Source organism: Pseudomonas sp. GL-B-19, from assembly GCF_019956415.1.
Taxonomy (GTDB): domain Bacteria; phylum Pseudomonadota; class Gammaproteobacteria; order Pseudomonadales; family Pseudomonadaceae; genus Aquipseudomonas.
The window spans coordinates 1-25,158 of record NZ_JAHBDK010000041.1; the positions used below are offsets into that span (position 1 = coordinate 1).

General features: G+C 59.1%; 20 protein-coding genes. 6 read left to right on the top strand and 14 right to left on the bottom strand.

Annotated features, from left to right (window positions below):
• Window positions 1-218 precede the first annotated feature (218 nt).
• The 9 genes from KGB06_RS16885 to KGB06_RS16925 form a co-directional block, all read right to left on the bottom strand.
• Window positions 219-1,226, bottom strand: coding sequence for an Ldh family oxidoreductase (locus KGB06_RS16885; protein ID WP_223517662.1), 1,008 nt, complete (start codon window positions 1,224-1,226; stop codon window positions 219-221).
• 152 nt (window positions 1,227-1,378) lie between these two features.
• Window positions 1,379-2,791: a purine-cytosine permease family protein gene (locus tag KGB06_RS16890; RefSeq protein ID WP_223517663.1), complete on the bottom strand. Its 1,413-nt coding sequence runs from the start codon at window positions 2,789-2,791 to the stop codon at window positions 1,379-1,381.
• A gap of 156 nt (window positions 2,792-2,947) precedes the next feature.
• Window positions 2,948-4,795, bottom strand: a complete 1,848-nt coding sequence (locus KGB06_RS16895) for an amidohydrolase (protein ID WP_223517665.1) — start codon at window positions 4,793-4,795, stop codon at window positions 2,948-2,950.
• A 177-nt stretch (window positions 4,796-4,972) separates the two neighbouring features.
• Window positions 4,973-5,446 (bottom strand): hypothetical protein, encoded by a 474-nt coding sequence (locus KGB06_RS16900; protein WP_223517667.1) that lies wholly within the window; start codon window positions 5,444-5,446, stop codon window positions 4,973-4,975.
• Window positions 5,447-5,457: 11 nt separating this feature from the next.
• Entirely contained in the window at window positions 5,458-6,390 is a 933-nt protein-coding gene (locus KGB06_RS16905; protein ID WP_223517669.1) for a hypothetical protein, read from the bottom strand.
• Window positions 6,381-9,074 (bottom strand): toxin VasX, encoded by a 2,694-nt coding sequence (locus KGB06_RS16910; protein WP_223517670.1) that lies wholly within the window; start codon window positions 9,072-9,074, stop codon window positions 6,381-6,383. Before KGB06_RS16910 ends, KGB06_RS16905 begins: the two co-directional genes overlap by 10 nt.
• Window positions 9,071-9,637, bottom strand: a complete 567-nt coding sequence (locus tag KGB06_RS16915; protein WP_223517673.1) for a DUF4123 domain-containing protein — start codon at window positions 9,635-9,637, stop codon at window positions 9,071-9,073. Before KGB06_RS16915 ends, KGB06_RS16910 begins: the two co-directional genes overlap by 4 nt.
• A complete protein-coding gene (locus KGB06_RS16920; protein ID WP_223517674.1) occupies window positions 9,634-11,727 on the bottom strand; it encodes a type VI secretion system tip protein VgrG in 2,094 nt (697 codons plus the stop codon). Before KGB06_RS16920 ends, KGB06_RS16915 begins: the two co-directional genes overlap by 4 nt.
• Window positions 11,728-11,984: 257 nt before the next feature.
• Complete coding sequence (locus KGB06_RS16925; RefSeq protein ID WP_223517675.1) at window positions 11,985-12,992, bottom strand: helix-turn-helix transcriptional regulator; 1,008 nt, start codon at window positions 12,990-12,992, stop codon at window positions 11,985-11,987.
• Between the two features lie 244 nt (window positions 12,993-13,236).
• Here KGB06_RS16925 and KGB06_RS16930 point away from each other — a divergent pair, with 244 nt between their 5' ends.
• Window positions 13,237-13,509: a DUF2790 domain-containing protein gene (locus KGB06_RS16930; RefSeq protein ID WP_223517677.1), complete on the top strand. Its 273-nt coding sequence runs from the start codon at window positions 13,237-13,239 to the stop codon at window positions 13,507-13,509.
• Window positions 13,510-13,560: 51 nt separating this feature from the next.
• On the opposite strand, the gene KGB06_RS16935 is transcribed toward KGB06_RS16930, so the two are convergent.
• The 5 genes from KGB06_RS16935 to KGB06_RS16955 form a co-directional block, all read right to left on the bottom strand.
• The gene (locus KGB06_RS16935) at window positions 13,561-14,499 is read right to left on the bottom strand and encodes a LysR family transcriptional regulator (protein ID WP_223517711.1); all 939 of its coding nucleotides are present in this window, start codon (window positions 14,497-14,499) and stop codon (window positions 13,561-13,563) included.
• Between the two features lie 75 nt (window positions 14,500-14,574).
• Window positions 14,575-15,525 (bottom strand): aldo/keto reductase, encoded by a 951-nt coding sequence (locus KGB06_RS16940; protein WP_223517678.1) that lies wholly within the window; start codon window positions 15,523-15,525, stop codon window positions 14,575-14,577.
• A gap of 31 nt (window positions 15,526-15,556) precedes the next feature.
• The gene (locus KGB06_RS16945) at window positions 15,557-17,020 is read right to left on the bottom strand and encodes an efflux transporter outer membrane subunit (protein ID WP_223517680.1); all 1,464 of its coding nucleotides are present in this window, start codon (window positions 17,018-17,020) and stop codon (window positions 15,557-15,559) included.
• Between the two features lie 19 nt (window positions 17,021-17,039).
• A complete protein-coding gene (locus KGB06_RS16950) occupies window positions 17,040-18,518 on the bottom strand; it encodes a DHA2 family efflux MFS transporter permease subunit (protein ID WP_223517681.1) in 1,479 nt (492 codons plus the stop codon).
• A complete protein-coding gene (locus KGB06_RS16955; protein WP_223517682.1) occupies window positions 18,518-19,654 on the bottom strand; it encodes an HlyD family secretion protein in 1,137 nt (378 codons plus the stop codon). The genes KGB06_RS16950 and KGB06_RS16955 overlap by 1 nt, the downstream gene beginning before the upstream one ends.
• Window positions 19,655-19,881: 227 nt before the next feature.
• On the opposite strand from KGB06_RS16955, the gene KGB06_RS16960 reads away from it, so the two are divergent.
• From KGB06_RS16960 to KGB06_RS16980, 5 genes are all read left to right on the top strand, one after another.
• The gene (locus KGB06_RS16960; RefSeq protein WP_223517683.1) at window positions 19,882-20,505 is read left to right on the top strand and encodes a TetR/AcrR family transcriptional regulator; all 624 of its coding nucleotides are present in this window, start codon (window positions 19,882-19,884) and stop codon (window positions 20,503-20,505) included.
• An 8-nt stretch (window positions 20,506-20,513) separates the two neighbouring features.
• Window positions 20,514-21,047, top strand: a complete 534-nt coding sequence (gene mug, locus KGB06_RS16965; RefSeq protein WP_223517685.1) for a G/U mismatch-specific DNA glycosylase — start codon at window positions 20,514-20,516, stop codon at window positions 21,045-21,047.
• A 121-nt stretch (window positions 21,048-21,168) separates the two neighbouring features.
• Window positions 21,169-22,542, top strand: a complete 1,374-nt coding sequence (locus tag KGB06_RS16970; RefSeq protein WP_223517686.1) for a glutamine synthetase family protein — start codon at window positions 21,169-21,171, stop codon at window positions 22,540-22,542.
• A 7-nt stretch (window positions 22,543-22,549) separates the two neighbouring features.
• On the top strand, window positions 22,550-23,941 hold the full coding sequence (locus KGB06_RS16975; protein ID WP_223517691.1) for an aldehyde dehydrogenase family protein: 1,392 nt from the start codon (window positions 22,550-22,552) through the stop codon (window positions 23,939-23,941).
• Between the two features lie 3 nt (window positions 23,942-23,944).
• Complete coding sequence (locus tag KGB06_RS16980) at window positions 23,945-25,105, top strand: iron-containing alcohol dehydrogenase (protein ID WP_223517692.1); 1,161 nt, start codon at window positions 23,945-23,947, stop codon at window positions 25,103-25,105.
• Window positions 25,106-25,158: the final 53 nt, after the last annotated feature.

Below are 25,158 nucleotides of genomic sequence, written 5' to 3' on the forward strand. Positions count from 1 at the left end.
CGTGAGCTCAACCAATGTTGGCCAGAAGCCAAAGATGGCTTCCTCGAATAGGCCTTATACATAGATGCAACCGGGTAGCAGTGTTTGAAAAGCAGGTAGACAGTGGGGGCGAGTCCATACATAGGAGTGAGCCTGCTCGCGATAGCGGTGTGTCAGCCAACAGGGATGTTGAATGTACTGCCCTCATCGCGAGCAGGCTCACTCCTACAGTTATTGAATCAAGCCAGCAATGCCTTGAGGTCGTTACATAAAGCCTCAGGAATCTGCACCCCCTCCACCAGGCTACGCGCCCGCGCCTCGTATCGGCGTTGGGATGGCAAGCGTGCGCCCTGCCCTTCGATACTCTGGAACAATGCTTCGGCTCTGGCCAGATGTACCTCCGTCATGTTCCCCAAAAAGCGCTGCGGATCAAGGGCAATGATCAGTTCACCGTGATACGGCGACGACTTGCTGCCCGCGTCGTAAGCCAACGACTCGGCGCTGGTGAGGTCACCGATCAACGGCCCGGCAATCAGCTCCACCATGGCCGCCAGCGCCGAGCCCTTGTGCCCGCCGAACGTCAGCATCGCGCCGCTGTCGAGCACGACGTTGGCATCGGTGCTGGACTGCCCCTGCGCATCCACGCCCCAGCCCTCGGGGATCGCTTTGCCGGCACGGCGGTGCAGTTCGATGTCGCCACGGGCAATGGCGCTGGTGGCGAAGTCGAACACAAAAGGATCATGTCCCTGACGGGGCCAGCCAAAGGCAATGGGGTTGGTGCCGAACACCGGCAAGCACCCACCGGCCGGGGCCACCCAGGCATGACTTGGATTACACGCCAGCGCCACCAGGCCGGCAGCGGTCAACTGCTCGATCTCCACCCAAAGCGCCGAGAAATGCACGCAGTGATTGATCGCCAACGCCGCGATCCCGTTGGCTCGGGTTTTCTCCGTCAACAGCGGCAAACCCGCCTGAAAAGCCAGCTGCGAAAAACCACCGCCGGCATCCACCCGCACAATCGACGGTGCCTGGTCGATCAACCGGGGTTCGGCCGTGGCCGACACCTTGCCGGCCCGCAGGGAATTGACACACCCCAGAATCCGGTACAAGCCGTGGGAAGCACAGCCATCGCGCTCGCCGGCAATCACCGTCGCCGCCACCGCACGCGCATGGGCCAGGTTAAAACCGTTGTACAACAGGATCGATTCGGCCAACGCATGGGCTTCGATCAGGGTCAATCGGATCATGGTCATCTCCTTGGACAGACCGGTCAGGGTGGTCTATTCAAGGCGATAGGGCTTGATGGGTTTGCACGGAGGGAGTGACGAAATCAGCACAGGTGCTTCATCAACGACCCGCGACAGTGCAATGTCGATCCATGCACTGCCGCCCCTGTCCGTCAGGCCTTCGTGCTTCGTGCAACCGGCACAGTCAGCGCTGACTTCCTGGCCAGCAGGTAGTAAAGAACCCCCGGCACCACCAACCCGACGATCCAGGAAATATCCACGCCACCCAGCTGCGCGACCATCGGCCCGGAGTAGAAGTGTGTGTCGACAAAAGGCAGCTGGATCAACACGCCGCTGACATACACGCTGATGCCCAACACGTTCCAGCGACCGTAACGCCCGGCCGGGTCGGACAATGCCGGGATGTCATAGCGCTCCTTGTTGATGAAGTAATAGTCCACCAGGTTGATCGCGCTCCACGGGGTGAAGAACGTCAGCAGAAACAGGATGAAGTACTTGAACGAGTTCAGGAACGAGTACTGGCCGACCAATGCGAGCGTGGTGGATGCCGCGACGATCAGCAATACAAACAGCATGCGCTGGCGGGCGGTGATTTCCAGGCGACTGCGGAAACCGCTGATGATGGTGGCCACGCACATGAAGCTGCCATAGGCGTTAAGCGTCGACACCGTGACCTTGCCGAACACCACGCTCAGGTACAGCAGCGACGCCATCACCCCGGTACTGCCCAGGCCGACGATGGTCGCCACTTCGTGACCGCGAAAGTTGGCGCCGGCCAACGCAGCGGCAAACACCCCCAGCACCATGGACGCCTGGGCGCCTAGCACAGTCCCCAGGCCGACGGCGGTGAAGGTTTTCCAGGACGAGGTTTTGCTCGGCAAGTAACGCGAGTAGTCGGCCACATACGGGCCAAACGCAATCTGCCACGACGCCGACAGCGACACCGCCAGCAGGAACGTGCTCCAGCCAAAGTGGCGGTTTTCCAGGAGCAGGCCGATGTCGTTGAGGGTCATCAACCGGGTGAACAGGTAAGCGAAGGCGATGATGCCCAGCACGCTGGCCACCCTTCCCACCAGGTGAATCACCCGATAGCCGAAGATCGTCAGGAACGCGATGCACGCGGCAAATATCAGGATGCCGGTGCTGTCGCTGACGCTGATCAACTGGGCAATCGCCTGCCCCGAAAGGACCGCGCCAGTGGCGCTGAAACCGAGGTACATCAGGCACACCAGCACAATCGGTATGGCCGCGCCGTAAACCCCGAACTGCACACGGCTGGAGATCATCTGCGGCAACCCGAGTTTGGGTCCCTGGGCGGCATGCAAGGCGACGACGGCGCCGCCGAGCAACTGGCCGATCAGCAAACCGATCAATGACCAGAACACATCACCGCCCAACACCACGGCCAGCGCCCCGGTGACGATCGCCGTGATTTGCAGGTTGGCACCCAGCCATAGGGTGAACTGACTGTAGAGGCTGCCATGACGCTCGGCCTCGGGGATGTAATCGATCGAGCGGGTCTCGATCAGGGGACTTCGTTGTTGGCTATCGCCGTGCTGGGTCATTATTTTTATTCTCTTCAAAGGTAGAACGAATCCACGCAGTCCAATGTGGGAGCGAGCCTGCTCGCGAAGGCGGCGGCACATTCAACATTGATGCAAGCTGACTCACCGCTTTCGCGAGCAGGCTCGCTCCCACAGGGAATGTGTACTAGGGGGCGGTTATTTTTGATGTTCGGTCATGGCCACCTGCCCCACGAACGGCGCCTTGGCCCACACGACTTTGCCACCGACCACCGTCATCAGCACCGCGTTGCGAGCCAATTCTTCTTCAGGCACCTGCATGAAGTTTTTGTCCAGCACGATCAGATCCGCAAACTTGCCGACCTCGACCGAACCGACGACGTTCTCCAGCTTCAGTTGCTCGGCGGCGTTGAGGGTGATGGTGCGCAGCACTTCGGCACGGGACAGCGCCGGGTCGGCATTCAGGCGGCCGGCGTACTTGGGGCCATAGCTGTGCGGGTTCAGCGGATCACCTGAGCGGGTGACACCGATCTTCAGCGCCAGGAACTCGTCGAGGGGGTCGACAGGCCAGTCGCTGCCATACGCCACACGACCGCCAGCGCGGGCGATGCTGCCCGAGGGTTCCATGCGGGCAAAACGTGCAGGCCCGAGGTGATCGCTGGTGCCGTCGACCGTGGACGGCGCTTGCTGAGCCCATTGGAAGGACATGTTGGCGGTCACGTCGAGGGCCTTGAAGCGCCCGTAGTCGGCGGGGTCCACGGACTCGTTGTGCGTAATGGCCGGGCGAAAGCCGTTGCCGGGCAATTGCTGACGGACGTATTCGATACCGTCGAGGGAGTCACGCACGGCGCGGTCGCCGGTGGCGTGCAGGTGCGGGTCGAGGCCGGCTTGCACGGCTTGCAACAACAGCGGTTTGAGCACTTGCGGCGGGAAATACAGCTCGCCAACGTTTTTGCCCGGCGCCCATTTTGGTGCCTTATCGGTGCCAGCGTTGTGCAGGTACGGCGTCAACATCGCACCGGTGTCCGCCGGCGCATTGATGATGCCATCCATGAACAATTTGACGTGACGCATGCTCACGCCCGGCGCGACGTTGGCGTCGCCCTGGTCGTACGTGGCGGCCAAAGCCTTGGCCGCGGCGATGGTCTTCGTCGGGTCGGCCGCTGCGGCCGCCGGGTCCAGTTTGATCGCCAGCAAGGCCCGGGCAGTCAGCTCACCCGACTGCTGCAAGGTGGTAAACGCTTTGCCATTTTCCGGCCCCGACAAGGCATCGAAGAAACTGGTGATGCCTTGCTGGCGCATGGCGTCGAGCGCGGCGCGGGTCTGGTTGAGTTTTTCCGCGTCGGTGGCCGGAGGCACCACGGCGGCCATCGCATCGGCCGCGCCGTCTTCGCAGATGCCGGTGAGGTTGCCGGCACTGTCGCGCACGTACTTGCCATCACTGGGGTTGGCCGTGTGCTTGTTGATGCCAGCGACCGCCAGGCCGCGCGAGTTGGTCAGCACGGTATGAAAATCGGTGGAGCGCACCTGAATCGGCCGGTTGGTCTTGAGTGCGTCCAGCGTCGATTTGTCGGGGTCGCCGTCGAGTCCGTCCATGCCCATCCGGTCCCAGCTGCCGACTTCGAGCCAGACATCCGGCCCTTTATCCTTGTCGGCATCCAGGCAGGCCTGAATGGTTTTCTGGAACTCTTTACGCGTCATGGTCTGGTATTTCAGGTCGCACAAGGTCATGGCGCGACCGCCATCCCCCGGATGCATGTGCGCATCGATGAACCCTGGCATCAGCATGCGCCCCGCCAGATCGATCAGCTGGGTTTGCTTACCGATGTACGAGGCAACCCCTTCGTCATTGCCGACATAGACAATCTTCCCACCCGTGACGGCAATCGCTTGCTGCACCGAGTTCTGGCCATCGACGGTGTAGACATAGCCGTTGCGCATGACCATGTCTGCCGGGGTCGAACCCTGCGTCTGGCACCCCACCAGCGCCAGACCGGAAAATGCGGTTGTCGCTGCAATGGCGACAAAAAGCCTGGAAAATTTCAACTGCCTCACCTCTGTTTTTATAGTTTTGGAAGAGGCCCGAACAGCCTGCGCGCAAGCCCCTGATATGCAAGGCATACCCTAGCGTGCGTGGGCGTTGGAGGGACCTCCACAAATGAGGAGGGGTAAAGCGATTAGCTGGCCTGCCAGACAGGCCTATCTAGATGTATTCAGGATCACTTAATTTTCACCACCAATACGCACTTGTATTTGCGAAAGGAAATCGTCAGGAAGCATTACATTGCTTAGAGAAAAACGTTGATTCGTCTCTTTTAAATCAATGATAAGCGTCTTGAAAAATGGATTACGCCGAACTCGGACTGAGCGTATTTCTTCGTTCAGGATCAGGTCTTGACGATGAAAACCAACAGCCTCATCACGAAAAATCAATCCTTCGGGGACAATGGATATGCTGACTTTATGGTCACGCCTTGCGAAGATGCTGGTGGTGCCCAGTATTATGGTCACCAGCACTGAGATACCAATCGGCCACAGCCCTAAATAACCACTAAACTGGAGAATAGGAAAAACAAGCAGAAGTGTCGTCACGATGCCACTTGCACAAAACCAACTCATAATTCCAAGTCCAACTTTCAAATCAAAACCAGCCTGCATAATTTTTCCTTTTTTAATGGTGACGCTGCTCAACGACATGTCGAGTACCTTTAGCGTTCCAGATCAACTAGGCGCGTGGTAGGACCGTCGCCTTTCAGACGTTCAGAGACAACTTTCGGCCATAAGTTGCGGGAGCGGCGTTTGGCGAGGCTGTAGGTGAGTTCTTGAATGCGACAGGTGGGATAGAAGCAAAGATCGAGTACTAAGCCCAGTACATCGATGCCACGTAAAAAATTCTTGCCTCCGCTTTCTTGCTTCGCGTGTTTTATCCGTTCCAGTGTTTGCTTGAAGCTGTCGCTCATTTTGGTTCGCACGGATAGTTGGCTTTTTACAAATGTATCCGACTCACTGTGATTACCGTGCTCGTCGAACCAGGGGCCATTGTTCATATAGGAGCGGATGTACTCCCAAAAGCCTTTCTGCATCGCCAATGATTTACCGAGCGGTGAGCCGAGGCTGACCATCAGTGCCGTATCCGGGGTTTGAAATTTCCAAACCTGAATTTCCAGCGATGCGCTTTGCATGCCGCCGATGTGGGGGCCGACTAGTTGAAACTCATTGGCTACGGCAGAGATGCCTTCCCACGGAGTGTGGAACAGTTCGCCGTCGTGATCGAAATATACTTCGCGGGTGCGACGGTTAAACAGAATAGGTAGCGGTAGCGGTCGTAGAGTTTCCCATAGAAATGGCACTACAAATAGCGGAGTACATATTGAAAGCATTATGAAAAGCCCCTCAACTTCACCGCTGTGTACAAGACTGACAAGTCCAAGCCCGATTCCTGCGACCCCACCAATACCGCCCAACACACCCGTCATCAGCCCTCGGTAAGAATCACCTCCTGATTGCAACGCCAAGTAATGCTCGGTGTGTTCATCGGTAATAAATAGCTCCATCGGCTGTTCGCCAGTGGACTTGTTCGCTTCAAGCGCGACGATGGGCGTAGAACTATAACGTGGTGCTTCTGGCATATTCATATCCATGCTCGTTCCATGATTTTTACTGCTGGCAGCGTCAGCCCTTCTTGTGGGGAATAGATCAACTCGCCTTCGATACGCTTCAAGTCCCGCACTCCGTTCTCATGGTACACACGGCGATAAGGAGTGATGCCAACGGGTACAGGAATGCGACTGCCACTATGTAGAGCAAAGTCTTTGCCCGTCCATTCGACCTTTTTAATTTGCTCCGAGTGATAGCCGAGCGTATCACCCCACACTTCGATGCCCTTGAAGTGAATCATCGTGTCGGGCAACGGTACGTTTTCACCCGGCAGTTTCAGCATCAGATAGGTGGAGGTGACCTGTCCTTGGTAGGGATGCATTTCCGCCAGCCGGCGAGCATCAAAACTGATCGGAAACAAAATGGGGTACAGCTTCTCCATGGACAGGGTGTAGCTGTTCGACCAAGTGTCGTCTGGACTAATCCCAAAACGGCTGTTTTTTACCCACTGTTCCAGAGGCGAGTCTGCTGTATAGAGCCGGGCAATAACCCCGGTAACAATCACCAAGGTGAGGCCAAGTATTTTTATGGCCACATGCGGTGCAACATTCATCCCCCCCGCAATGGCTGCAGCCTTACCGATCATCACGGCGACTTGTGCGGCACGGTAAGCCCGGAAAAGTTTTACATAGAGCACGATGCCGGCCAGTTCGGCGCTGGCGATAGCCAAATTCGTCGCCATGGTGTCGAAATCGCCTTTTTGGTACGCCTCAAAGGCTTCTATCCCATAGATCACAACGTCGAACGCCAACACAGCAACCTGCGCCCCCGCGGTAATCGCTGCGCGCCCCAAAGTTTTAATCAACATTAGTCTTGATGAGACTGAAAATTTCCCGGTCTGGCGGACAGCCATTTCCCAATTAACTTCACCGACTCGCTGCCACACAGCTGCGCCTGCCGCACCAACTCCAAATGCAGCCCCGACTGCGGCAAAGCCATTTTTTACCGTTTTCTTATCAACAAATGCACTACCGGACGAAGCAAAATTCACCCCCGCCACCAACGTCACAATGGACTTGATCGGCGCCTTACTCAGCGCACTTTTCAACTCAAACACACTGCTCAACTCAACATTCGCCGCCAGATTCACCGGCAACGGTGGCAACTTGGTACTAGCTGGCACCAGGTGCATGAAGGGGATACCGTCAGCCACCCCGCTGGCCACCGGTGCAACGTTCAAAGCAGCAGGCAATGTCTGGCGTGTCCCCATCAAATCGCTGAACCACTCGCCCATTTGGCGCGGTGTGACGCCGGAGGTCTGGATGCGTTGGTCGCTGCGGGCAAGGGCTGCCGCCATGTACACCCGCCCGACTGCGCTGGTGGCATTGTCCGCCTGATGCAATTGCAGCGCCGCGACGGGGGCGATGGCCAGAAATAGCGCTTCGAGACTGGATGCAGGCTTGTGTTGCTTCAGTTTGTCGGCGGTTTTGTTCAGCGCATCGGCATAACCGAACGCTCTGGCGAGTTTGCTGGCGCCATCTTGCACAGCCGCCTGGTTATCGCGGGCCACATCACTGAAGTCCACAAGGTATTTGATTTCTCCAACACCCAGCCGTAACGGCAACCCAAGCAACGCCCAAAGCAACCATGGCTTACCGGCCCTGTCACCATCCAGACTGAGGGTAATGGCCTCGGCCCCGACACTGGTGCTGGCCGGTCCGAGGCAGGCTTCAGCAAAATGCAGTTCCAATGCCTCACGGGCAATCGCCTGAGTAATGTCGAAATGACCGCAAGCCGTGTCCATGCTCGACGGACCGAAGATTTGCAGGGTGTTGAACCACGCCACCCAGAGTTGGGCCAGGCGCCGCGTGTCGGCGGTGTACCGATCATTCTGGATGTCTTGATCTTTCCATGCCCGCTGGAGTTCGTCATAGCGAGTGATAGACGGCAGTTGTGCACTCAGTTGCCGGTCGCCTTCGCTCAGTGACTTGAGGACACTGGCCATCGCCCACTTTTCTGCGTGATGTTCCTGATAACTGTCAAACCCAGCCTTGCGAGCACGCATCAACGCGGCAAGGTCGAGCAGCACGCCCCAGGCATCATCAATGACGGCGTAAGCCTGTTGTTCACAACGTGCCATCTGCTTGAGTACGTTCAGCCAGTCGGGTGCGTGCTCCGTTTCGGGCTGACCGCTCCAGCCATAGCGTGTCGCATCGCTGTATTCGCCAATCTGCTTGGCGATGGTCCCGACCGGAGCGCTGAACGGTGCAATGCCGGGTACAAAACTGCGCATGATGCGTTGGCGCACGGCGGGGTCAGTTTTGGCAGCCAGATATTGCGGCTCACTCCAACGGGTGGGCGACCAAACCAATCCGGCAGGATCACCCGCTCTCAACACCAAGTGAGGTTTGACCCGATCATCAATGACCTTGCCAGCACGGGGCGTTTGCTTGAACTGAGCCACTTCGACTTGATACTCCACCAACCTGGGTGGGTTGCTTTCCCAAACGTACAACCAACCATTGCGCAGTAAGCGGGAGGTGTAATTCAGCGAGTATTGGCTCAAGTCAGGATGACGGGGACCGAGTTCGGGAAAGTGGCCCTGCAGCGCAGGCAAATCATAGGCACTAGTATCGACAGCGGTTGTTGGACCGAGGGCATATCGAAGTGGCAAAACGGCGGCAAAAATCGGGCAGGTTCCGAAGCGCGCTGGATCGAGGGTGCTCATGCATCTTGCTCCATGCAGGCTGGCAAGCTGAGGGCCTGCAAAAGCGCCTCGGGCAGGGTGATTTGTGCGGTCACCCCGTTATTGGCCGGCGCCAAGTCGTATTCAGCCCTTTCGTTTTTCCAAGCGCACACCGCCGAATCCGAATGCCGTAACCAGACGCTATCAACGCCACACCAGAAACCTGCCGGCCACTGCGCGCCTGCCATCCAGGCACGGTTCAGTGCGGGACCATCGGCCAGACGTAACCAGAACTCCCGTTGCTGTTGATCAAAAATACGCAAGCGACGTTGCAGAACCGGAAGCAGTTGTTGGGCACTTTTAGAAGTGGCCAACCACACTCCTCGCTGCAAATCCCTACCGCCCCACCACGCGGTATAGGCGACAGTACCCAATGAGGCATTCAGTAAAAATGGCCCCGCCCCGGCAATCGGTTCGTACGCCGTACCTTTGAACAGCGATTGGGGAGTGTCCGGGCCGTAGTGTTCGCCAAGCCAATCGATAGCGTCGTCATACTGAGCGCCATCCAGTAAAAGCAGGCCCTTTTCCATAGTTTCGGCGGTCATGCTTGAGCCTCCTCGGCGTCCTGAGTCTCTTGAGCGGCATCACACACCGGACAAATCCCCGTGCTGGCTTCACGAAACACGATGTTTTGTTTGAGCAGGGTTTCGCTGGGAAGGGTGTTAATGACCAAGACTTCGGCTGCAAGGGGATTCGCTGACAGCGCTGGTAGCGCTGACACACCGGCCACCGGCGCCCCACCCTGAACAATGGCCACGCTGCTGAAAATCCCGGCGGCGTTGATCACGATGTGCTGACCGCCGCACTCAAGCGTCAAGCTCGAATCGCCCTTGATCACCACATGGCTGGCGGTGACATGGGCGTGAGGCCCCGCCTGAATCACCAGCGTGCCCTCTGCCGTCGTGCTGCTGTTGCCGCTGATGGTGATCAATTCATTGCCGCCGATCACGGTGTTGCGCGCACCTTCAGTGGTGTGCAACTCGTCGCCCTTGATCAGGCTGGCGCTATGGTTGTCGACCTGTTCGAAACGGTCGTTGCTGATCAGGCTGTGGCTGTCACGGGTGATCTGTTCGCGGCGGTCGTTACCAATTTTGGTATCGCTGTCGTTGAGGATCAGTTGTTCGAGGTCGCGTTGGGCGCGCAGGTAGATATTCTCCTGCCCGGCGCGGTCTTCAAGCGACAGTTCGTTGTAACCACCGGTGTATGGGGAGCTTTGGCTGCGCAGGACGGTTTTGGTTTTGTGTTCGGGCAAGGGGTATGGCACCGCATTGACCTTGTTCGGCGCGCACCCGGTAATGAACGGATGATCGGGATTGCCGTCTTGAAAGGTGACGATGACTTCCATGCCGACACGCGGAATCGTCATCGCACCGAAATGTGGACCCGCCCATTGCGTCGAGACGCGCAGCCAGCAGCTGCTTTTTTCACTGTTGAGTTCGGCCCGGTCCCACGGCAGTTCGACCTTCACGCGACCATATTCATCACAGTAGATCTCTTCGCCGGCAGGTCCGGTGACGCGGGCGGTCTGGCTCACCAGCGGCGTTTTGCGTGAGCGCATCGGCGGCCGGTAAATCACGTCCCATGGCAGGACGCTGAAGCGGTTGCGATAGCCTTGGGTGAAGCCGTCTGCGGGTTGGACGTCGCTGGTGATGGCTTCTTCCAGTGACTGCGGCTGTTTTCCGGAATGCGTCACGCTGAGCAACAGCCACAGGTCGTTATAGACTTTGCGCGGGTGGTCGGTCAGGTCAAAAAAGTGACCACTGCGCAGGCTCGGCTGATCGCTCTGGCCCTCGATCAACTGGTAATCGGCACGGTGGCGTTCCAGGGCCTGGCGAGCGAGTTGTTTGCCGCGCTGTTCGTTATCGATCAAAACCCGGTAACGGTAGTCTTCAAGCTCAGGAGTGAACTCGGCCGTGAAGCGGTTTTCCAGCAGCAGATTCGGGCGTTGGAAGTCGTAGTGCCGGCGCGTGGTGGTGCTGGGGCGGGTGCTGAAGCGCATCGAGAACTGGCTGACGACCGGTTCGTCCGCCACCATGCCGGAGTCTTGTTGATAAGCGGTTTCGCCCAGTTTGGGAAACCAGGTCTGGTCGTCGGTGAACACCAGCACATGGCCTTGCGGGGAATGCTGGAAATGCCATGCGATGCCGTCTTCGGCGCACAGGCGCTGGACCAGCTCGTAATCACTTTCCCCATACTGCGTGCAGTACTCGCGCTCGGGGCTGGTACTGACATGGAAGGTAAACGCATCGGCCTGTATGCCGTGACCTTTGAGCACCTGAGCAATGATTTGCGGCACGGTCAGGTGCTGGAAAATTCGCTGGTCGTAACTGAACTGCAAATAGTGCAGCGCGGGCACCAAGGTCAATTGATAGCGGGTCAGGCGTTTGCCGGACTCACCGACGAGCACGTCTTCAATGTGGCCATGAAGACCTTCGCCGTGATGACCGAACTTTAGAAAGGCGGGCTGACTGAGCAGGCTCTCGATACCGAAATCCGGGTTTTCGCTGACCAGCTCAACCTGGATCGCGTACAAGGCGCTGATGGCCTCGACACCGTCAAAAGCGAGGACTTTGAAATCATTGCGAACCGCAGGGATGTGCAGCGTGAAATGCGCCGTATTGGCCGAACCGAACATACGCTTATCCTTAAGCAAAGAGGAAATAAAGCGCGATGTCCAAACCGTCCATGGTCTGTGCACGCGAAATGGGCGGACACGGTATCAATGGAATACACGAATTGATGTCGGACACCTCTACAGAACACGTAAGAGTTTTCCGCATTTCAAAATACTGCTTCGACTCCCAAGTGGAGGCAATAAAACCGATAAGTATCCGAAGAACAGGGGACAATTCCCGTGCTATGACCCCCCGTGTTTTTGGGGGGGGCAAATACCTAATCGCGGCGGATGGCTTGCGCGGACAAGACAGAACCCAGCTCAACCTTGCTCTTCACCCCAAGCTGCAAATAGCAGTTGCGAAGATAAGTGCGCACAGTCGCAGGACTCAAGCCGAGGATCCTGGCGATCTCCTTATATGAATGACCGGCCGCAAACAGCATCGCCGCCGTCCGCTCCCGTGGCGCCAGCACCACGCCGCGTGACTGGGCTTCAAGGGACAGAATGACGTGTTTGGCATTCGGGCTGAGGGTCAGCGCACAGCGTCCCAGGCGTATGACGCACGGCGCTTTTGGCAGTTGGGCGATCACCTGCGCCGGCAGCATCGACCCGCTCCACCCCGGCACTTCGCGCTGGATCGCCGCGCACAGGCTGGCGCCCACGTACAGCAGCGTGCCGTCCATGCGCGCGACCCCGAAGTCGCTGGCGCCGTTACCGGTGTCGATGCGGATCATGTCCTGCACCTGAAAGCGCCACAGCTGCAACAGGTGATCGCAAAAGGCTGAAAACAACGCGGCCTCGCTGTCGTTGAACCCTGACGCGTGTTCGCCGCGATAGAGGCAGACAAAGAACATCAAACCGCTTTCGGGCAACTCGAAGGTGATGCATATCACATGGTAGAGGTCATGACGGCGAGCGAACGCATCGACTTCTTCATGGGGATCGGTGTAACCACTGTCACGCACCACTGCGCCGGGTTGGCTCAAGGTGTCATGGGAGAATTTGTCGCTGCCTGCGCTCTTGTGCCATTCGGCGGCAAACGATTCGGGCAGGTCTATGCGCCCGTGCATCCAGCTTTTCGGCGCCACATGGGCATCTGACGTGGACATCTCGCCCCACCATGCCGCCGCGAACGGCACCAGTGGGCGAAAGGCTTGCAGCCCGTCTTCGATGAATTGCGAGGCACCGCGCTCCCGTGCCAGTCGCCCGAGGTGCAACACGCATTGATTGAATGCCTTGAGCATCGCCATCGACGGTGTGCCGCCGACCTCATTACCCTCCTCCATCAATTTGATCCTGTTGGCTGCGTGGCATTTTTTTCGACCATGCCACAAGGGCAGTGATGGCGTCCACAAGCCCCGTATTCATGCGCAAACCGGCAACAGTGTTTGTCCTTCTGGCCGCTGTTTGAGGCAAGGACTACCCCCTAGCATCGTCCCTACCCCGTGAGCATTCAGCACGAACTCACAAGGTGAAAAACGGACGATCAAACCGGTCGCCCAGCCATCCTCAAACGATACGGTGAACACCATGAACCTTTCGAAAATCGCTCTCTTGCTGGCGCTTGCCAGTCTAGGTGCACCGGCCTTCGCCGACGACAGCGCGTCAACGGCCGCAACCGCCAAGACCCCGGTTGAAACCTATACCTACGACACCCACCTCGACATCAAACGCGTTATCAGCGTGACAGACGTGGGCGACCAGTGCGGTCCGGTGCCGGCGCAAATGACGTATGAAGACTCTCACGGTCAGCAACACGTCCTTGAGTATCAAGTCATGGGAACCGGGTGTTCGAACGGTTGAGCAACGTGCAGACGATGGAGGGTCGACACTCCATACCGGCGGCACTGGCGATTATCTGTTTTTCGTTGAGCCCACGATCTTTTCATCGGAGGCCAGCAGGACCGGAATGTAATCCTTGAGAAAATCCACCCAGGTCTTGATTTTCGCATCGACGAATTTGCGCGATGGGTAGATGGCAAACACATTCAGCTCTTCAAAATGATACTCAGGCAACACGCGCACCAAGGTCCCCGCTCTCAAGCCGTCCACGGCAGACGCAATCGGTTGAATCCCGATGCCCATGCCGTTGGTGATCGCGACCGTCATCGCATCGGCGGTATTGACGTGAAACGGCGACAACGGTGTGTTCACCGTCTCCACGCCTTCAGGCCCTTCAAATATCCAGTTTTCTGCCGGCATCACGGTGTTCACAATCCTCAGGCAATCATGTGCGCCCAGTGCACCTGGCGCGTCGGGAACGCCGCGTTTCTTCAGGTACGCGGGCGAGGCGCAGAGAATGCTGTAGGTAACGCCGAGCCGCTGGGCGACGAAGCCTGAATCGGGTAAATCCCGCGCCAACACAATCGACATGTCATAGCCTTCTTCCAGCAAGTCCGGCAGCCGATTGGTCAGGGTCAAATCAAACATGACCGAAGGATGCGTCTCTCTGTACCGGGCGATGGCGTTGATCACGTAGTGATTGCCAACGGCTGACATCGCATGAATTTTCAGCCGGCCCACGGGTCTGGTTTGAGCCGTCCCCGCTTCTTCATCGGCTTCACGCATCTCTTCAATAATTTTCTCGCAGCGTTGCAAATAGCGCAGGCCCGCTTCGGTCAGGGCCAGGCGCCGGGTCGTGCGGTTGATCAGGCGTGTTTGCAGCCGGGCCTCCAGGCTGGAAACTGCTTTGGAAATGTTGGTGGTCGAGGTGTCCAGCATCACCGCTGCGGCCGTAAAGCTGCCGCTCTGCGCGACCGCTATGAAACAACGCATGGTTTGGAAAACGTCCATCCTTTTCGCCTCGGCGCAAAAATGTACCTGTAGAAAAAGTGGCGGCCTGACATCAGGCCGCCGCTTTGGCATGGGTTACTTTGAACGCGGGATAAAGCCGGGGATACCGGTTTCCACCACCGAGTTGAACCGCACCCGAGTCGTAATTTCCTCCTTGATTTCAAGCATGGCCCGGTGCGGCAGCGTGGCAATATCAAAGTTCTCCTGAATATGGCTCAGTGTTGCAGACGTGGTCAGAAACGCCACACCACGCTGCACCGACCAGGCCAAGGCGACTTGAGCCGGGGTTTTCTGCACGTGTCGCGCGATACCGGTAATCACCGGGTCTTCCAGCACGGCAGGCTCCATGCCATGGCCGAGGGGTGCAAAGGCGAGGACGATGATCCCATGCTGTTTGCAGAACTCCAGAAGCTCCCATTCCGGCAGATAAGGGTGGGATTCCACCTGCACGACGGCGGGTTTGATCCGCGCCACTTCGACAATCGCCTGCAACGCCTCCAGCGTGATATCCGACAAGCCGATGGACTTGCAGCGCCCTTCATCCACCAGCTGTTCAAGCGCCCGCCACGTCTCGATCAGGGTCACGCCCGAGTCGTAAATCATGTGGCCGAACGGGTCTCTTGGCTCTTGGTCATCACCGGGCTGAAAGGCAAACGGTGTATGGATCAGGTAGCAATCGATGTAATCCACCTGAAGCCGTCGGCAACTGGCTTCGAACGCCGGCAGAACCCGCTCAGGACGATGGTTGGTGTTCCACAGTTTGGTGGTAATGAACAAGTCCTCGCGCCGGGCCTTGCCCGTGTCGAGGAAGGCCTTGAACGCCACGCCCACCGCCTCTTCGTTCCGATAACGCTCGGCACAATCGAAATGGCGGAAGCCTGTTTCCAGCGCCTGTGTGACCGCTTGGGTCGTGACGCTGAGGTCGCGGAACAACGTGCCAAAGCCAACGGCCGGCATCTCGACCGAGCCGTGGTTCAGCGCAAATTTTGTCTGGCGAAGTTCATCGTGAAAGGCTTCGTAGGTCATGTCTTTACTCCACTCTCTGAGGCCGCAGCCTTTACTGATATGAACGTTTCGGTGCTTCGCGACTGGCGACTCGTTGCTCAAACACGCCAACGGAATTGCCGCCGAGGGCGACAAACAGCTGAACGGTGTCGAGGTACTGCGCGGTCTTCACCCTGATCTGCCCCAACAACGCCTGCTCATAGGCGCGCTCTGCTTCCAGCACCTGGAGAATGCTGTTCTCCCCTTGGGCGTACGCTTGCTGGTTCAAGCGAAAACTGCTGTCGGCGGCACGCAATGCGTCTTCCTGGGCGAGGTTTTCCTCGGCGTCATGGTTGATGGCTTGCAGCGTGTCAGCGACCTGACCGAACGATGTGATGACCGTCTGCTGGTAGTCCGCGAGCGATGCGTTGTAGCCGTCGACCGCCGCCTGGCGTTCAGCCTTGAGGGTTCCGCCATTGAAGATCGGCCCCGCCACCCCGGCGGCGAAGCCCCAGAGCGCAGCGCCGCCGTTGCCTGTCGCCGACTGTGCGAGAAATGCGGAAAGCTCCACATGGGGATAGAGGTTGGCGGTCGCGACACCGACGGCGGCGCTGGCCATGTGCAGTTGTGCTTCGGCTTGCAGAACGTCCGGCCGGGTGTGGGCCATTTCCGAGGGCAGACTGACGGGGATGTTGGCCAGGGCGAATTCACTCAGGTCGAAGTCCGGCGCGATCCAGTCCGCCGGGCCTTTGCCCGTCAGGATCGACAGCGCATGCCGTGCCGAATCACGCTGCTGAGCCAGCGGCGGCAACAGAGTGCGGTCCTGCGCGAGTCGGGTTTCGGCCAGCGATACATCGATCTGCGTGGTGCTGCCATTGAGGTGCGCCATGCGCACCAGTTCGAGGTTTTTGGTGTCATTGGCCAGCAGTTTTTCCACGGCTTGCATCTGTGCATTCGCCGAGGCCATCAACAACGCCTGGCTGGCGACATTCCCCGTCAGGGTCAGGTACGCCGCTTCGTAGCGATGTGTCTGAAAGTCAGTCAGCGCCTCCTGTTGTTCGACCTGGCGCTTGTTACCGCCGAACACGTCCAGGTCGAAGCCGACCCGAGGCCCGATGGCATAGAAGTTGGAAACGACGGGGGCACGACTGTTGTGCGTACGCACTCGGCCGGCCTGGGCGGAAAAATCGACCTGCGGATATAGCGCCCCCTGTGCCGCCGCGACGGAGGACGCCGCTTGGCGGATCGTGGCATCGGCAGCGACGAGTTCCAGATTGCCGTCGATGGCTCGGCGCACAACGTTGTCGAGCTTGGGCGAACGAAACGCAGTCCACCAATCGCCATTAACCTTTTTGCCGAGGTCGATGCGCTGGCCAAGACGCTGCTCGGCTTGCTGATCGTAGTGCTGCGACGGGCTGGGTGGCGGCATTTGGTAATCGGGGCCGACCGTACAGGCGGTCAGGAACACCAGCACCGACACCGCGCCGAACGTGGTGTTGAACAGCTGTCTGTTGAGGAAGCGCGCATTGGATTTCATCAGGCAAACTCCACGAAAACTATTTGGTCGCAACGGGCTTGCGAAGAAAGATCACCAGTGGGCTCACCACCAGCATCGCGTACATCAAAATCTTGAATTGGCCGACCACACCGATAAACGCCGCCTGGCCGGTGATCATTTCGTTGAGCCCCGCCATGGCTTGCAGGGACGTCGCCGCCGAATGCGCCGCCGCGCCATAGGGTGTCAAGTTGCTGGCCAGCGCCATGTGCATCGCGTGGGTGTTGTTGAAGAAATACAACTGCACGATCGCAACGCCGAGGGTGCTGCCGTACACACGCGACAGATTGAAAAGACCGGTGCCTTCCGGGCGCAGCGTCGGGTCGAGGGTGCTGAAGGCGACCTTGGTCAGCGACGGCATCAACATGCCGATGCCGATGCCCTGAATTGCGCCAGCCACTGCCACCGGCCACCAGTCCATCAGCGGCGAATAGCCGAGCATCAGCCAGTTGGCATACACCACGATGGCCACGCCCGCCGCCACGAACAGCCGGCGGTCGAAACGCTCCGGAACACGGCCCATCAACAGAAACGCACCGACCAGTCCTATACCGCGCGGTATGGTCAGCGAACCGGTGGTGTCAGGCGGGTAGCCGAGAATTTCATCGAGCATCGGCGACGTCAGCGCCATGGTCGACAGCAACACGAAACCCACGGCAAAAAAGATCACCGTCGACAGCACGAAGTTGCGGTCGTTGAACAAACGCTTGTTGAGGAAATGCACCTTCGCAGTCAGCACATGCACCAGGAACAGGTAGAGCCCGAGCGCACAGCCGATCGCTTCCAGCCAGATCTCGGTCGAGGAAAACCAGTCCAGGCGTTCACCGCGATCGAGCAACATTTGAAGGCTGATCAGCCCCAGGGTGAAAGTGCCGAAACCAAAGAAGTCGAACACTGGACGTTTCTCGGCCTTCTTCTCGGCCAGCAACAGTGCGATCACCAGGAAGATATACGCCGACAGCGGCAGGCTGATGTAGAAGATCGGGCGCCAGCCGAAATGTTCGGCGACCCAGCCGCCGATGCTCGGGCCGCTGACGATGCCGATGAGCACGATGGCCGTCCACGTTGCGCCGAACTTCGCGCGCTTCTCCAGTGGCAACGTTTCCAGGGCAATCGCCATCGAAAGCGGTGCCAGCACACCACTCGCCAGGCCCTGGATAATGCGCGCGCCGATGAACTCCAGCGGCGTCGATGCCAGGGTGGCGAGCACCAGGCCCAGGACGAACACGGCCAGCGCGGTTTGATAGACCCGCTTCAAGCCATAGCGACCGGCGAGCCATTGCGCGATCGGCATGGTGATCGCGCTAGCCGCAAGGTAGGAAGTGAAAATCCATCCGGCCTGGTCGTCAGTCATCGACATGCTGCCCTGAATCAAACGGAGCACGGCATTGGGCAAAGGCAGGTTCGCCGATTGCATATAAGTCGCGAGCAATGCGGCAAACCTTAATGAGCCCGCAGGCCCAGCAAGGTTGGTGTTCATCAGAAGGCTCCTGCAGTCATCAGCGCTTTGAGCGGATGCCACCATGGCGTGCGGTGCCCGGTATCAACCTTGACCGTGGCGCTGATCCCCGAATAGAGCAGCATCTGCGGATCGAGCTCGTCGAGTTCGAGCCGCACCGGCACCCGCTGCACCACCTTGACCCAGTTGCCAGTGGCGTTTTCGGGCGGCAGCAAGGCGAAGTCCGATCCGGCACCGGGGCTCATGCTGACCACATGGGCTTTGAATTCGTGATCAGGGTAGGTATCGAGGTGAATGGTCGCGGCCTGACCCGGATGCATGTGCGTCACCTCCGTTTCGCGGAAGTTGGCTTCCACCCACACCTGGCGATCGGACAGCAGCGCAAAGGCCGGCGCGCCGTTGTTCACATAGTTGCCCACCTGCAAATCATCGACCTTGGCGACGATGCCATCGTCCGGCGCATACACCGTTGCGTACGAGAGGTAGAGCTGCGTTTCATCCAGCTGCGCCTTGGCCTCGCGCACGGCCGGATGGCTGTCGACGTCGATGTTCGGATTGCCGTTCAAGGCAACCACCGTGCTGGCGATCTGTTGTTCGATGGAGGCAATTCGTTGGCGTGACACTTTCAGGTCGGTGTCTGCGCGCTCATAAATCGACTTCGACACGAACTCGGAAGCGACCAGCGCCTTCTTGCGGCCAAATTCCTTTTGGTCGAAATCGGCCGACTCTTTGGCCGATTGCAGTTCAGCCTGTTGCTGGCGGTAGCTGGCCTTGAGCCCATCAATGCGCAGCCGTGCGACGCTCAGCTGGGCTTGCGCGCGGTCAACGGCGATCTGCAACGGTTTGGGATCGATGCGGAACAACACCTGGCCCTTGCGAACCGACTGGTTGTCCTCGACTGCGATTTCGATGACTTGGCCCGACGTGCGTGCATTGATCGATGCCTTCGCCACTCTGGCGTAGGCGTTATCGGTCGAGATGTAAGGCTCACCGGCTACATAGTGTGCGTACCCAACCGCCGCGAAGAGCGCCGGTACACCCACCATCAGCAATGGCCGCACGGTCTCTTTAAGGGTTTTTTTGCCGGGCGTTCCGGTCGGGTTCGGCCCTGGGTGCTCAAAGGTTTGTGAAGCTGGAATATCGAACTGTTTAGTCATGATCGAAAACACCTTTAACCGGGAAGTCAGGGGCTAATACCCATAAAAAACAGCCATACCGTGCGCAGTCAGAAGGATCGCTCCGCCGCACCCTGTTTCGTCGCCGCTATACCCAGTTCGAGCTCCGCTACAACAAACTTCAAATTCAGGAACTTCTGATTCCTTAATTTTGTGCGATGGTGTAAGAATATGCCTCGACCTACCTTCACACAAGGATTTTGTACGCCATGGCACAAAATAAGATTACGCAAGGAAAAGGTCGCGGACGCCCCCGCGCCTATGACCCACAGACCGCGCTGCAGCAAGCGCTTGGGGTGTTTTGGAGTACCGGCTATTCCGCTGCGTCACTGGATAGCATCGCCACGGCAGCGGGCATGAATCGCCCGAGCCTGTATGCCGCGTTCGGTGACAAACACGCGCTCTATATCAAGGCGCTAGAGCAGTACTGGGAATTCGCCGCTGCCGACATGCATGAGGCGCTGACCGACACCCAGCTGACCTTGAGCGAGGCGTTGATGCGTTTCTATGAGGGGCAGTTATCGATCTATTTTTCGGGAGACGGCCAACCCCGTGGCTGTTTTGCGATCGGCACGGCAACGACCGAAGCCGTCGAGGATGTGGAAATCCGTGAGGTGCTGTCGGACCGTCTCAGTCGACTCGACGCCGATCTTGAAGCGCGCCTGCGAACGGCCATTACTGCTGGCGAACTCAAAGACAACGTCGACCCGGCAGCCCTCGCGGTGCTCGCCTCCTCCCTGCTGCACAGCATTTCGATCCGGGCACGGGCAGGCAAATCCCGAGAGGAACTGACCGAACTGGCCCGCAACGCGGTCAGCGTAATCTGCGGTTGAGAGGCGGTATGGCAGGTGAAGGACTTGAAGACATACTGGCCGATCAGCTCGACGTGATTTTCTGCGGGATCAATCCGGGCATGACGGCCGCCGCCCAAGGGCATCACTTTGCGGGCCGGGGCAATCGCTTCTGGCGCACGCTCCACCTCGCCGGGTTTACGCCCGAGCAAGTGCGCCCGGAAAACGACCGGACGATCTTGCAGTACCGCTGTGGTTTGACCGCCGTGGTCGACCGGCCCACGGCGCGCGCAGATCAACTGTCGTTGCACGAGTTCATCGCCGCCGCTGCGGACTTTGAACAAAAGATCCTGCACTACGCACCCCACTTCGTAGCGTTTCTCGGCAAGGCCGCGTACTGCGCGTTATCCGGCCAGCGAGATATTGCCTGGGGGCTTCAACCCGACACCTTCGGCAACGCAAAGGTATGGGTCTTGCCCAACCCGAGCGGGCGAAATCTGGCGTTCTCGCTCGATCAATTGGTGGACGCGTATCGCCAGCTCTATCAGGCATCAAGCAGCAAAACTTGCACAAATCGACAGTAGGCTAAGCTAAGGATCAGCTTCTTGCACACGATGCTCGCTCCGGCAGGGTTTGGGTTTTTCTGAAGAGCGTCTGCAACAGCTATTTCAGACTGGCCCACACTATTCACGCAGGACTGACGTGATGACCGAGCCCCTCCTCAGCTTTGATGAATTGAAGCGTGCCGCCGTGTCCGGCGAAATCGATACCGTACTGGTCTGCATGGTCGACATGCAGGGACGCCTGGTCGGCAAGCGATTCCAGGTCGAGTTTTTTATCGACAGCGGCCATGAAGAAACCCACTGCTGCAACTACCTGCTGGCCGACGACATCGACATGGAACCCGTGCCGGGTTACGCCGCCGCCAGCTGGAGCAAAGGCTATGGCGACTTTGTGCTCAAGCCCGACATGTCCACCTTGCGCCGGGTACCGTGGCTGGAGTGCACGGCGCTGGTGCTCTGCGATGTGCTCGATCACCACCATCGACGCGATTTGCCGCACAGCCCGCGGGCGATCCTGAAGAAGCAAATCGAACGCCTGCGCGAGCGTGGCTATACCGGCATGTTCGCCTCGGAACTGGAGTTCTATCTGTTCGACGAGAGCTACGAGGCCATCCACGAGCGCAACTACCACAAGCCAAAAACCGCCGGCCATTACATCGAGGATTACAACATCCTGCAGACCACCCGCGAAGAGCCGGTGCTGCGGGCGATTCGCAAGCATCTGCAGGCCAGCGGCATTCCCGTGGAAAACTCCAAGGGCGAATGGGGCCCTGGCCAGGAAGAGATCAACATCCGCTACGCCGATGCGCTGACCATGGCTGACCATCACGTCATCATCAAACACGCCTGCAAAGAGATCGCGCAATTGCAAGGCAAGGCGATCACCTTCATGGCCAAGTGGCGCTATGACGCCGCCGGGTCCAGTAGCCACATCCATAACTCGCTGTGGGACAAGAACGGTAAAAAACCGTTGTTCTTCGACGCCAAGGCCGAATTCGGCATGTCGAAACTGATGCGTTCCTGGGTCGCCGGGCAGCTTAAATATGCCAACGACATCACCTGTTTTCTAGCGCCCTACATCAACTCGTACAAGCGCTTCCAGGCCGGCACGTTTGCGCCGACGCGGGCGGTATGGAGCCGGGACAATCGCACCGCAGGTTTTCGTCTGTGTGCCGAAAGCAGCAAATCCATCCGCATCGAATGCCGCATCGGCGGCGCCGACCTCAACCCGTATCTGGCCTTCGCAGCCCTGATCGCAGCGGGCCTGGCCGGGATCGACGAGAAGCTCACCCTCACACCGCCCTTTGAAGGCGACGCCTACCTCGATGAACACTTGCCGGAAGTCTCCAAGACCTTGCGCGAAGCCAGCGCCGCACTCCAGACCTCCGCCATGTTGCGCGAAGCATTCGGCGACGAGGTGATCGACCACTACGTGCACACCGCCGAATGGGAGCAGAAAGAGTACGACCGGCGGATCACTGACTGGGAACTGCAACGCGGATTCGAGCGCTATTGAGGTCACCATGACGGCAACCATTCAACTCATCTCCCCGGTCGATGGCCGGGTTTACGCCGAACGCCACTACGCCGACGCGACGCAAATCGAACAGGCTCTGACGGCGGCCGCCACCGCCCAGGCGCAATGGAAACGCCGGCCCCTGAGCGAACGTGCCGCTTTTTGCAGTGCAGTGGTGGACGCGATGCTGGCGATGAAGAATGAAATAGTGCCGGAACTGGCTTGGCAGATGGGCCGCCCAGTACGTTATGTCGCGGGCGAACTGCGCGGTTTTGAAGAGCGCGCCCGACATATGATCGCCATTGCGCCTGAAGCGCTGGCCACGATTGAACCCACCCCGGTCAGCGGTTTTCGACGGCACATCCAACGTGATCCACTGGGTACGGTGCTGGTCGTTGCGCCGTGGAATTACCCCTACCTGACGGCCGTGAATACGATCATTCCGGCGCTGATGGCCGGCAACAGCGTCATCCTCAAACACGCGTCGCAAACGCTACTGGTCGGCGAACGGTTCGCCGAGGCCATGGCCCGCGCCAACCTGCCCGCCGGTCTGTTTCACAACCTGCTGCTCGATCACAACCAGACCGCCGCAATCATTGGCTCCGGACGTGTTCATCAAGTCAATTTCACCGGTTCCGTCGGTGCCGGCAAGGCCATGGAAACCGCAGCCACCGGGCGCTTCCTTGGCGTGGGTCTGGAGCTCGGCGGTAAAGACCCGGCCTATGTTCGCGCAGATGCCAATCTCGACCATGCGGTAGAAAACCTGGTGGACGGCAGCTTCTTCAATTCCGGGCAGAGCTGCTGCGCCATTGAACGCATTTATGTCGATAAGAAAATCTACCCAGCCTTTATCGAGCGTTTCGCTGCCCTGACCCGTCAATACGTGCTGGGCAACCCACTGGACGAAGCCACCACACTCGGCCCCTTGGTCACCCCGGCAGCTGCTGATTTCGTACGTGGTCAGATCGCCGAAGCGCTTGCACAAGGCGCCAAGGCACTGATTGATCCGCAGGCGTTTCCCGCTGACGTACCGGGCAGCGCCTACCTCGCGCCACAGGTATTGGTCGACGTCACCCACCACATGTCAGTCATGCGCGAGGAAAGCTTTGGCCCGGTGGTCGGCATCATGCCGGTGGAAGGCGACGACGAAGCCATCGCCTTGATGAATGACAGCGAGTTCGGGCTCAGCGCCTCAATCTGGACCCAGGACCTTGCCGCCGCCGAACGCCTGGGCAACGAGATCGACACCGGCACCGTTTTCATGAACCGCTGCGACTACCTCGACCCGGCCCTGGCCTGGACCGGGGTGAAAAACAGCGGGCGCGGCGTCACCCTGTCGCGCCTCGGTTACGAACACCTGACCCGCGCCAAATCCTTCCATTTGCGCCACGAGATCTGAGCCATGAGCCTGACCGCGAACTGGAATTACCCCACAAGCATCCGCTTTGGTGTCGGCCGCATCGCCGAACTCGCCGACACCTGCCGCAGCCAAGGAATCGAGCGCCCGCTGCTGGTCACCGACAGTGGCCTAGCGCGTGCGCCGATGACCATCGCCACCCTGGAAGCCCTGCGCACCGCCGGCCTGGGCGTCGAATTATTTTGCGACCTCAAGCCCAACCCGGTCGAAGCCAACCTCGCCGGCGGCCTCGACGCCTGGCGCGCCGGCAACCACGATGGCGTGATCGCCTTCGGTGGCGGCAGCGGCCTGGACATGGGCAAGCTCATCGCCTTCATGAGCGGCCAAACCCGCCCGGTCTGGGATTTCGAAGACATCGGCGACTACTGGACCCGCGCCGACGAAAGCCGCATCGCCCCGGTCATTGCGGTGCCGACCACGGCGGGCACTGGGTCGGAAGTGGGCCGTGCAGCGGTGATCATCGACGAGGCCACCCACACCAAACGCATCATCTTCCACCCGAAAATGATGCCGCGCGTGGTCATCAGCGACCCGGCCCTGAGTGTCGGCATGCCGGCCAAAGTCACCGCCGGCACCGGCATGGACGCCTTGGCCCATTGCCTGGAAGCCTACTGCGCCCCCGGTTTTCATCCGTTGGCCGACGGCATCGCCGTGGAAGGCATGCGCCTGGTGGCCAACGCCCTGGTGCGCGCCGTGCACACACCGTCCGACCTTGACGCGCGCGCGCACATGCTCGCGGCGGCAGCGATGGGCGCCACCGCGTTCCAGAAAGGACTGGGCGGGATGCATGCCCTTTCGCATCCGGTGGGCGCGCTGTACGACACCCATCACGGCATGACCAATGCGACCTTCATGCCCTACGTCCTGAAATTCAATCGCCCTGCCATCGAAGAACGCATCACGCGCCTGGCTGCCTATTTGCGCCTGCCCTCCCCCGGCTTCGACAGTTTTCTGGCCTTCATCCTCAAGCTGCGCAAAGACATCGGTGTGCCGCACACGCTGGTGCAGTTGGGGGTGGATGACCAACAGGCCGACCTGATCGCGGACATGGCCGTTGTCGACCCTTCCGCCAGCGGCAATCCGCTGCCATTGACGAAGGCCGGTGCGGCAGAGATTTTCGACGCGGCGTATCACGGCCGCCTGTAGAGCAGTTGACTGCCTGTGCTCAGCGCACGGGCAGGTTGTACCGGTTGGAGACA

What these genes read in the sequence shown, in the direction of transcription:
- KGB06_RS16945 (WP_223517680.1), bottom strand. Translation starts at nt 17,020, where the DNA reads ATGAAATCCAATGCGCGCTTCCTCAACAGACAGCTGTTCAACACCACG.
- KGB06_RS16885 (WP_223517662.1), bottom strand. Translation starts at nt 1,226, where the DNA reads ATGATCCGATTGACCCTGATCGAAGCCCATGCGTTGGCCGAATCGATC.
- KGB06_RS16915 (WP_223517673.1), bottom strand. Translation starts at nt 9,637, where the DNA reads ATGACCGCCGAAACTATGGAAAAGGGCCTGCTTTTACTGGATGGCGCT.
- KGB06_RS16980 (WP_223517692.1), top strand. Translation starts at nt 23,945, where the DNA reads ATGAGCCTGACCGCGAACTGGAATTACCCCACAAGCATCCGCTTTGGT.
- KGB06_RS16900 (WP_223517667.1), bottom strand. Translation starts at nt 5,446, where the DNA reads ATGTCGTTGAGCAGCGTCACCATTAAAAAAGGAAAAATTATGCAGGCT.
- KGB06_RS16975 (WP_223517691.1), top strand. Translation starts at nt 22,550, where the DNA reads ATGACGGCAACCATTCAACTCATCTCCCCGGTCGATGGCCGGGTTTAC.
- KGB06_RS16890 (WP_223517663.1), bottom strand. Translation starts at nt 2,791, where the DNA reads ATGACCCAGCACGGCGATAGCCAACAACGAAGTCCCCTGATCGAGACC.
- KGB06_RS16935 (WP_223517711.1), bottom strand. Translation starts at nt 14,499, where the DNA reads ATGGACGTTTTCCAAACCATGCGTTGTTTCATAGCGGTCGCGCAGAGC.
- KGB06_RS16925 (WP_223517675.1), bottom strand. Translation starts at nt 12,992, where the DNA reads ATGGAGGAGGGTAATGAGGTCGGCGGCACACCGTCGATGGCGATGCTC.
- KGB06_RS16930 (WP_223517677.1), top strand. Translation starts at nt 13,237, where the DNA reads ATGAACCTTTCGAAAATCGCTCTCTTGCTGGCGCTTGCCAGTCTAGGT.
- KGB06_RS16955 (WP_223517682.1), bottom strand. Translation starts at nt 19,654, where the DNA reads ATGACTAAACAGTTCGATATTCCAGCTTCACAAACCTTTGAGCACCCA.
- KGB06_RS16950 (WP_223517681.1), bottom strand. Translation starts at nt 18,518, where the DNA reads ATGAACACCAACCTTGCTGGGCCTGCGGGCTCATTAAGGTTTGCCGCA.
- KGB06_RS16905 (WP_223517669.1), bottom strand. Translation starts at nt 6,390, where the DNA reads ATGGATATGAATATGCCAGAAGCACCACGTTATAGTTCTACGCCCATC.
- KGB06_RS16920 (WP_223517674.1), bottom strand. Translation starts at nt 11,727, where the DNA reads ATGTTCGGTTCGGCCAATACGGCGCATTTCACGCTGCACATCCCTGCG.
- KGB06_RS16910 (WP_223517670.1), bottom strand. Translation starts at nt 9,074, where the DNA reads ATGAGCACCCTCGATCCAGCGCGCTTCGGAACCTGCCCGATTTTTGCC.
- mug (WP_223517685.1), top strand. Translation starts at nt 20,514, where the DNA reads ATGGCAGGTGAAGGACTTGAAGACATACTGGCCGATCAGCTCGACGTG.
- KGB06_RS16970 (WP_223517686.1), top strand. Translation starts at nt 21,169, where the DNA reads ATGACCGAGCCCCTCCTCAGCTTTGATGAATTGAAGCGTGCCGCCGTG.
- KGB06_RS16960 (WP_223517683.1), top strand. Translation starts at nt 19,882, where the DNA reads ATGGCACAAAATAAGATTACGCAAGGAAAAGGTCGCGGACGCCCCCGC.
- KGB06_RS16940 (WP_223517678.1), bottom strand. Translation starts at nt 15,525, where the DNA reads ATGACCTACGAAGCCTTTCACGATGAACTTCGCCAGACAAAATTTGCG.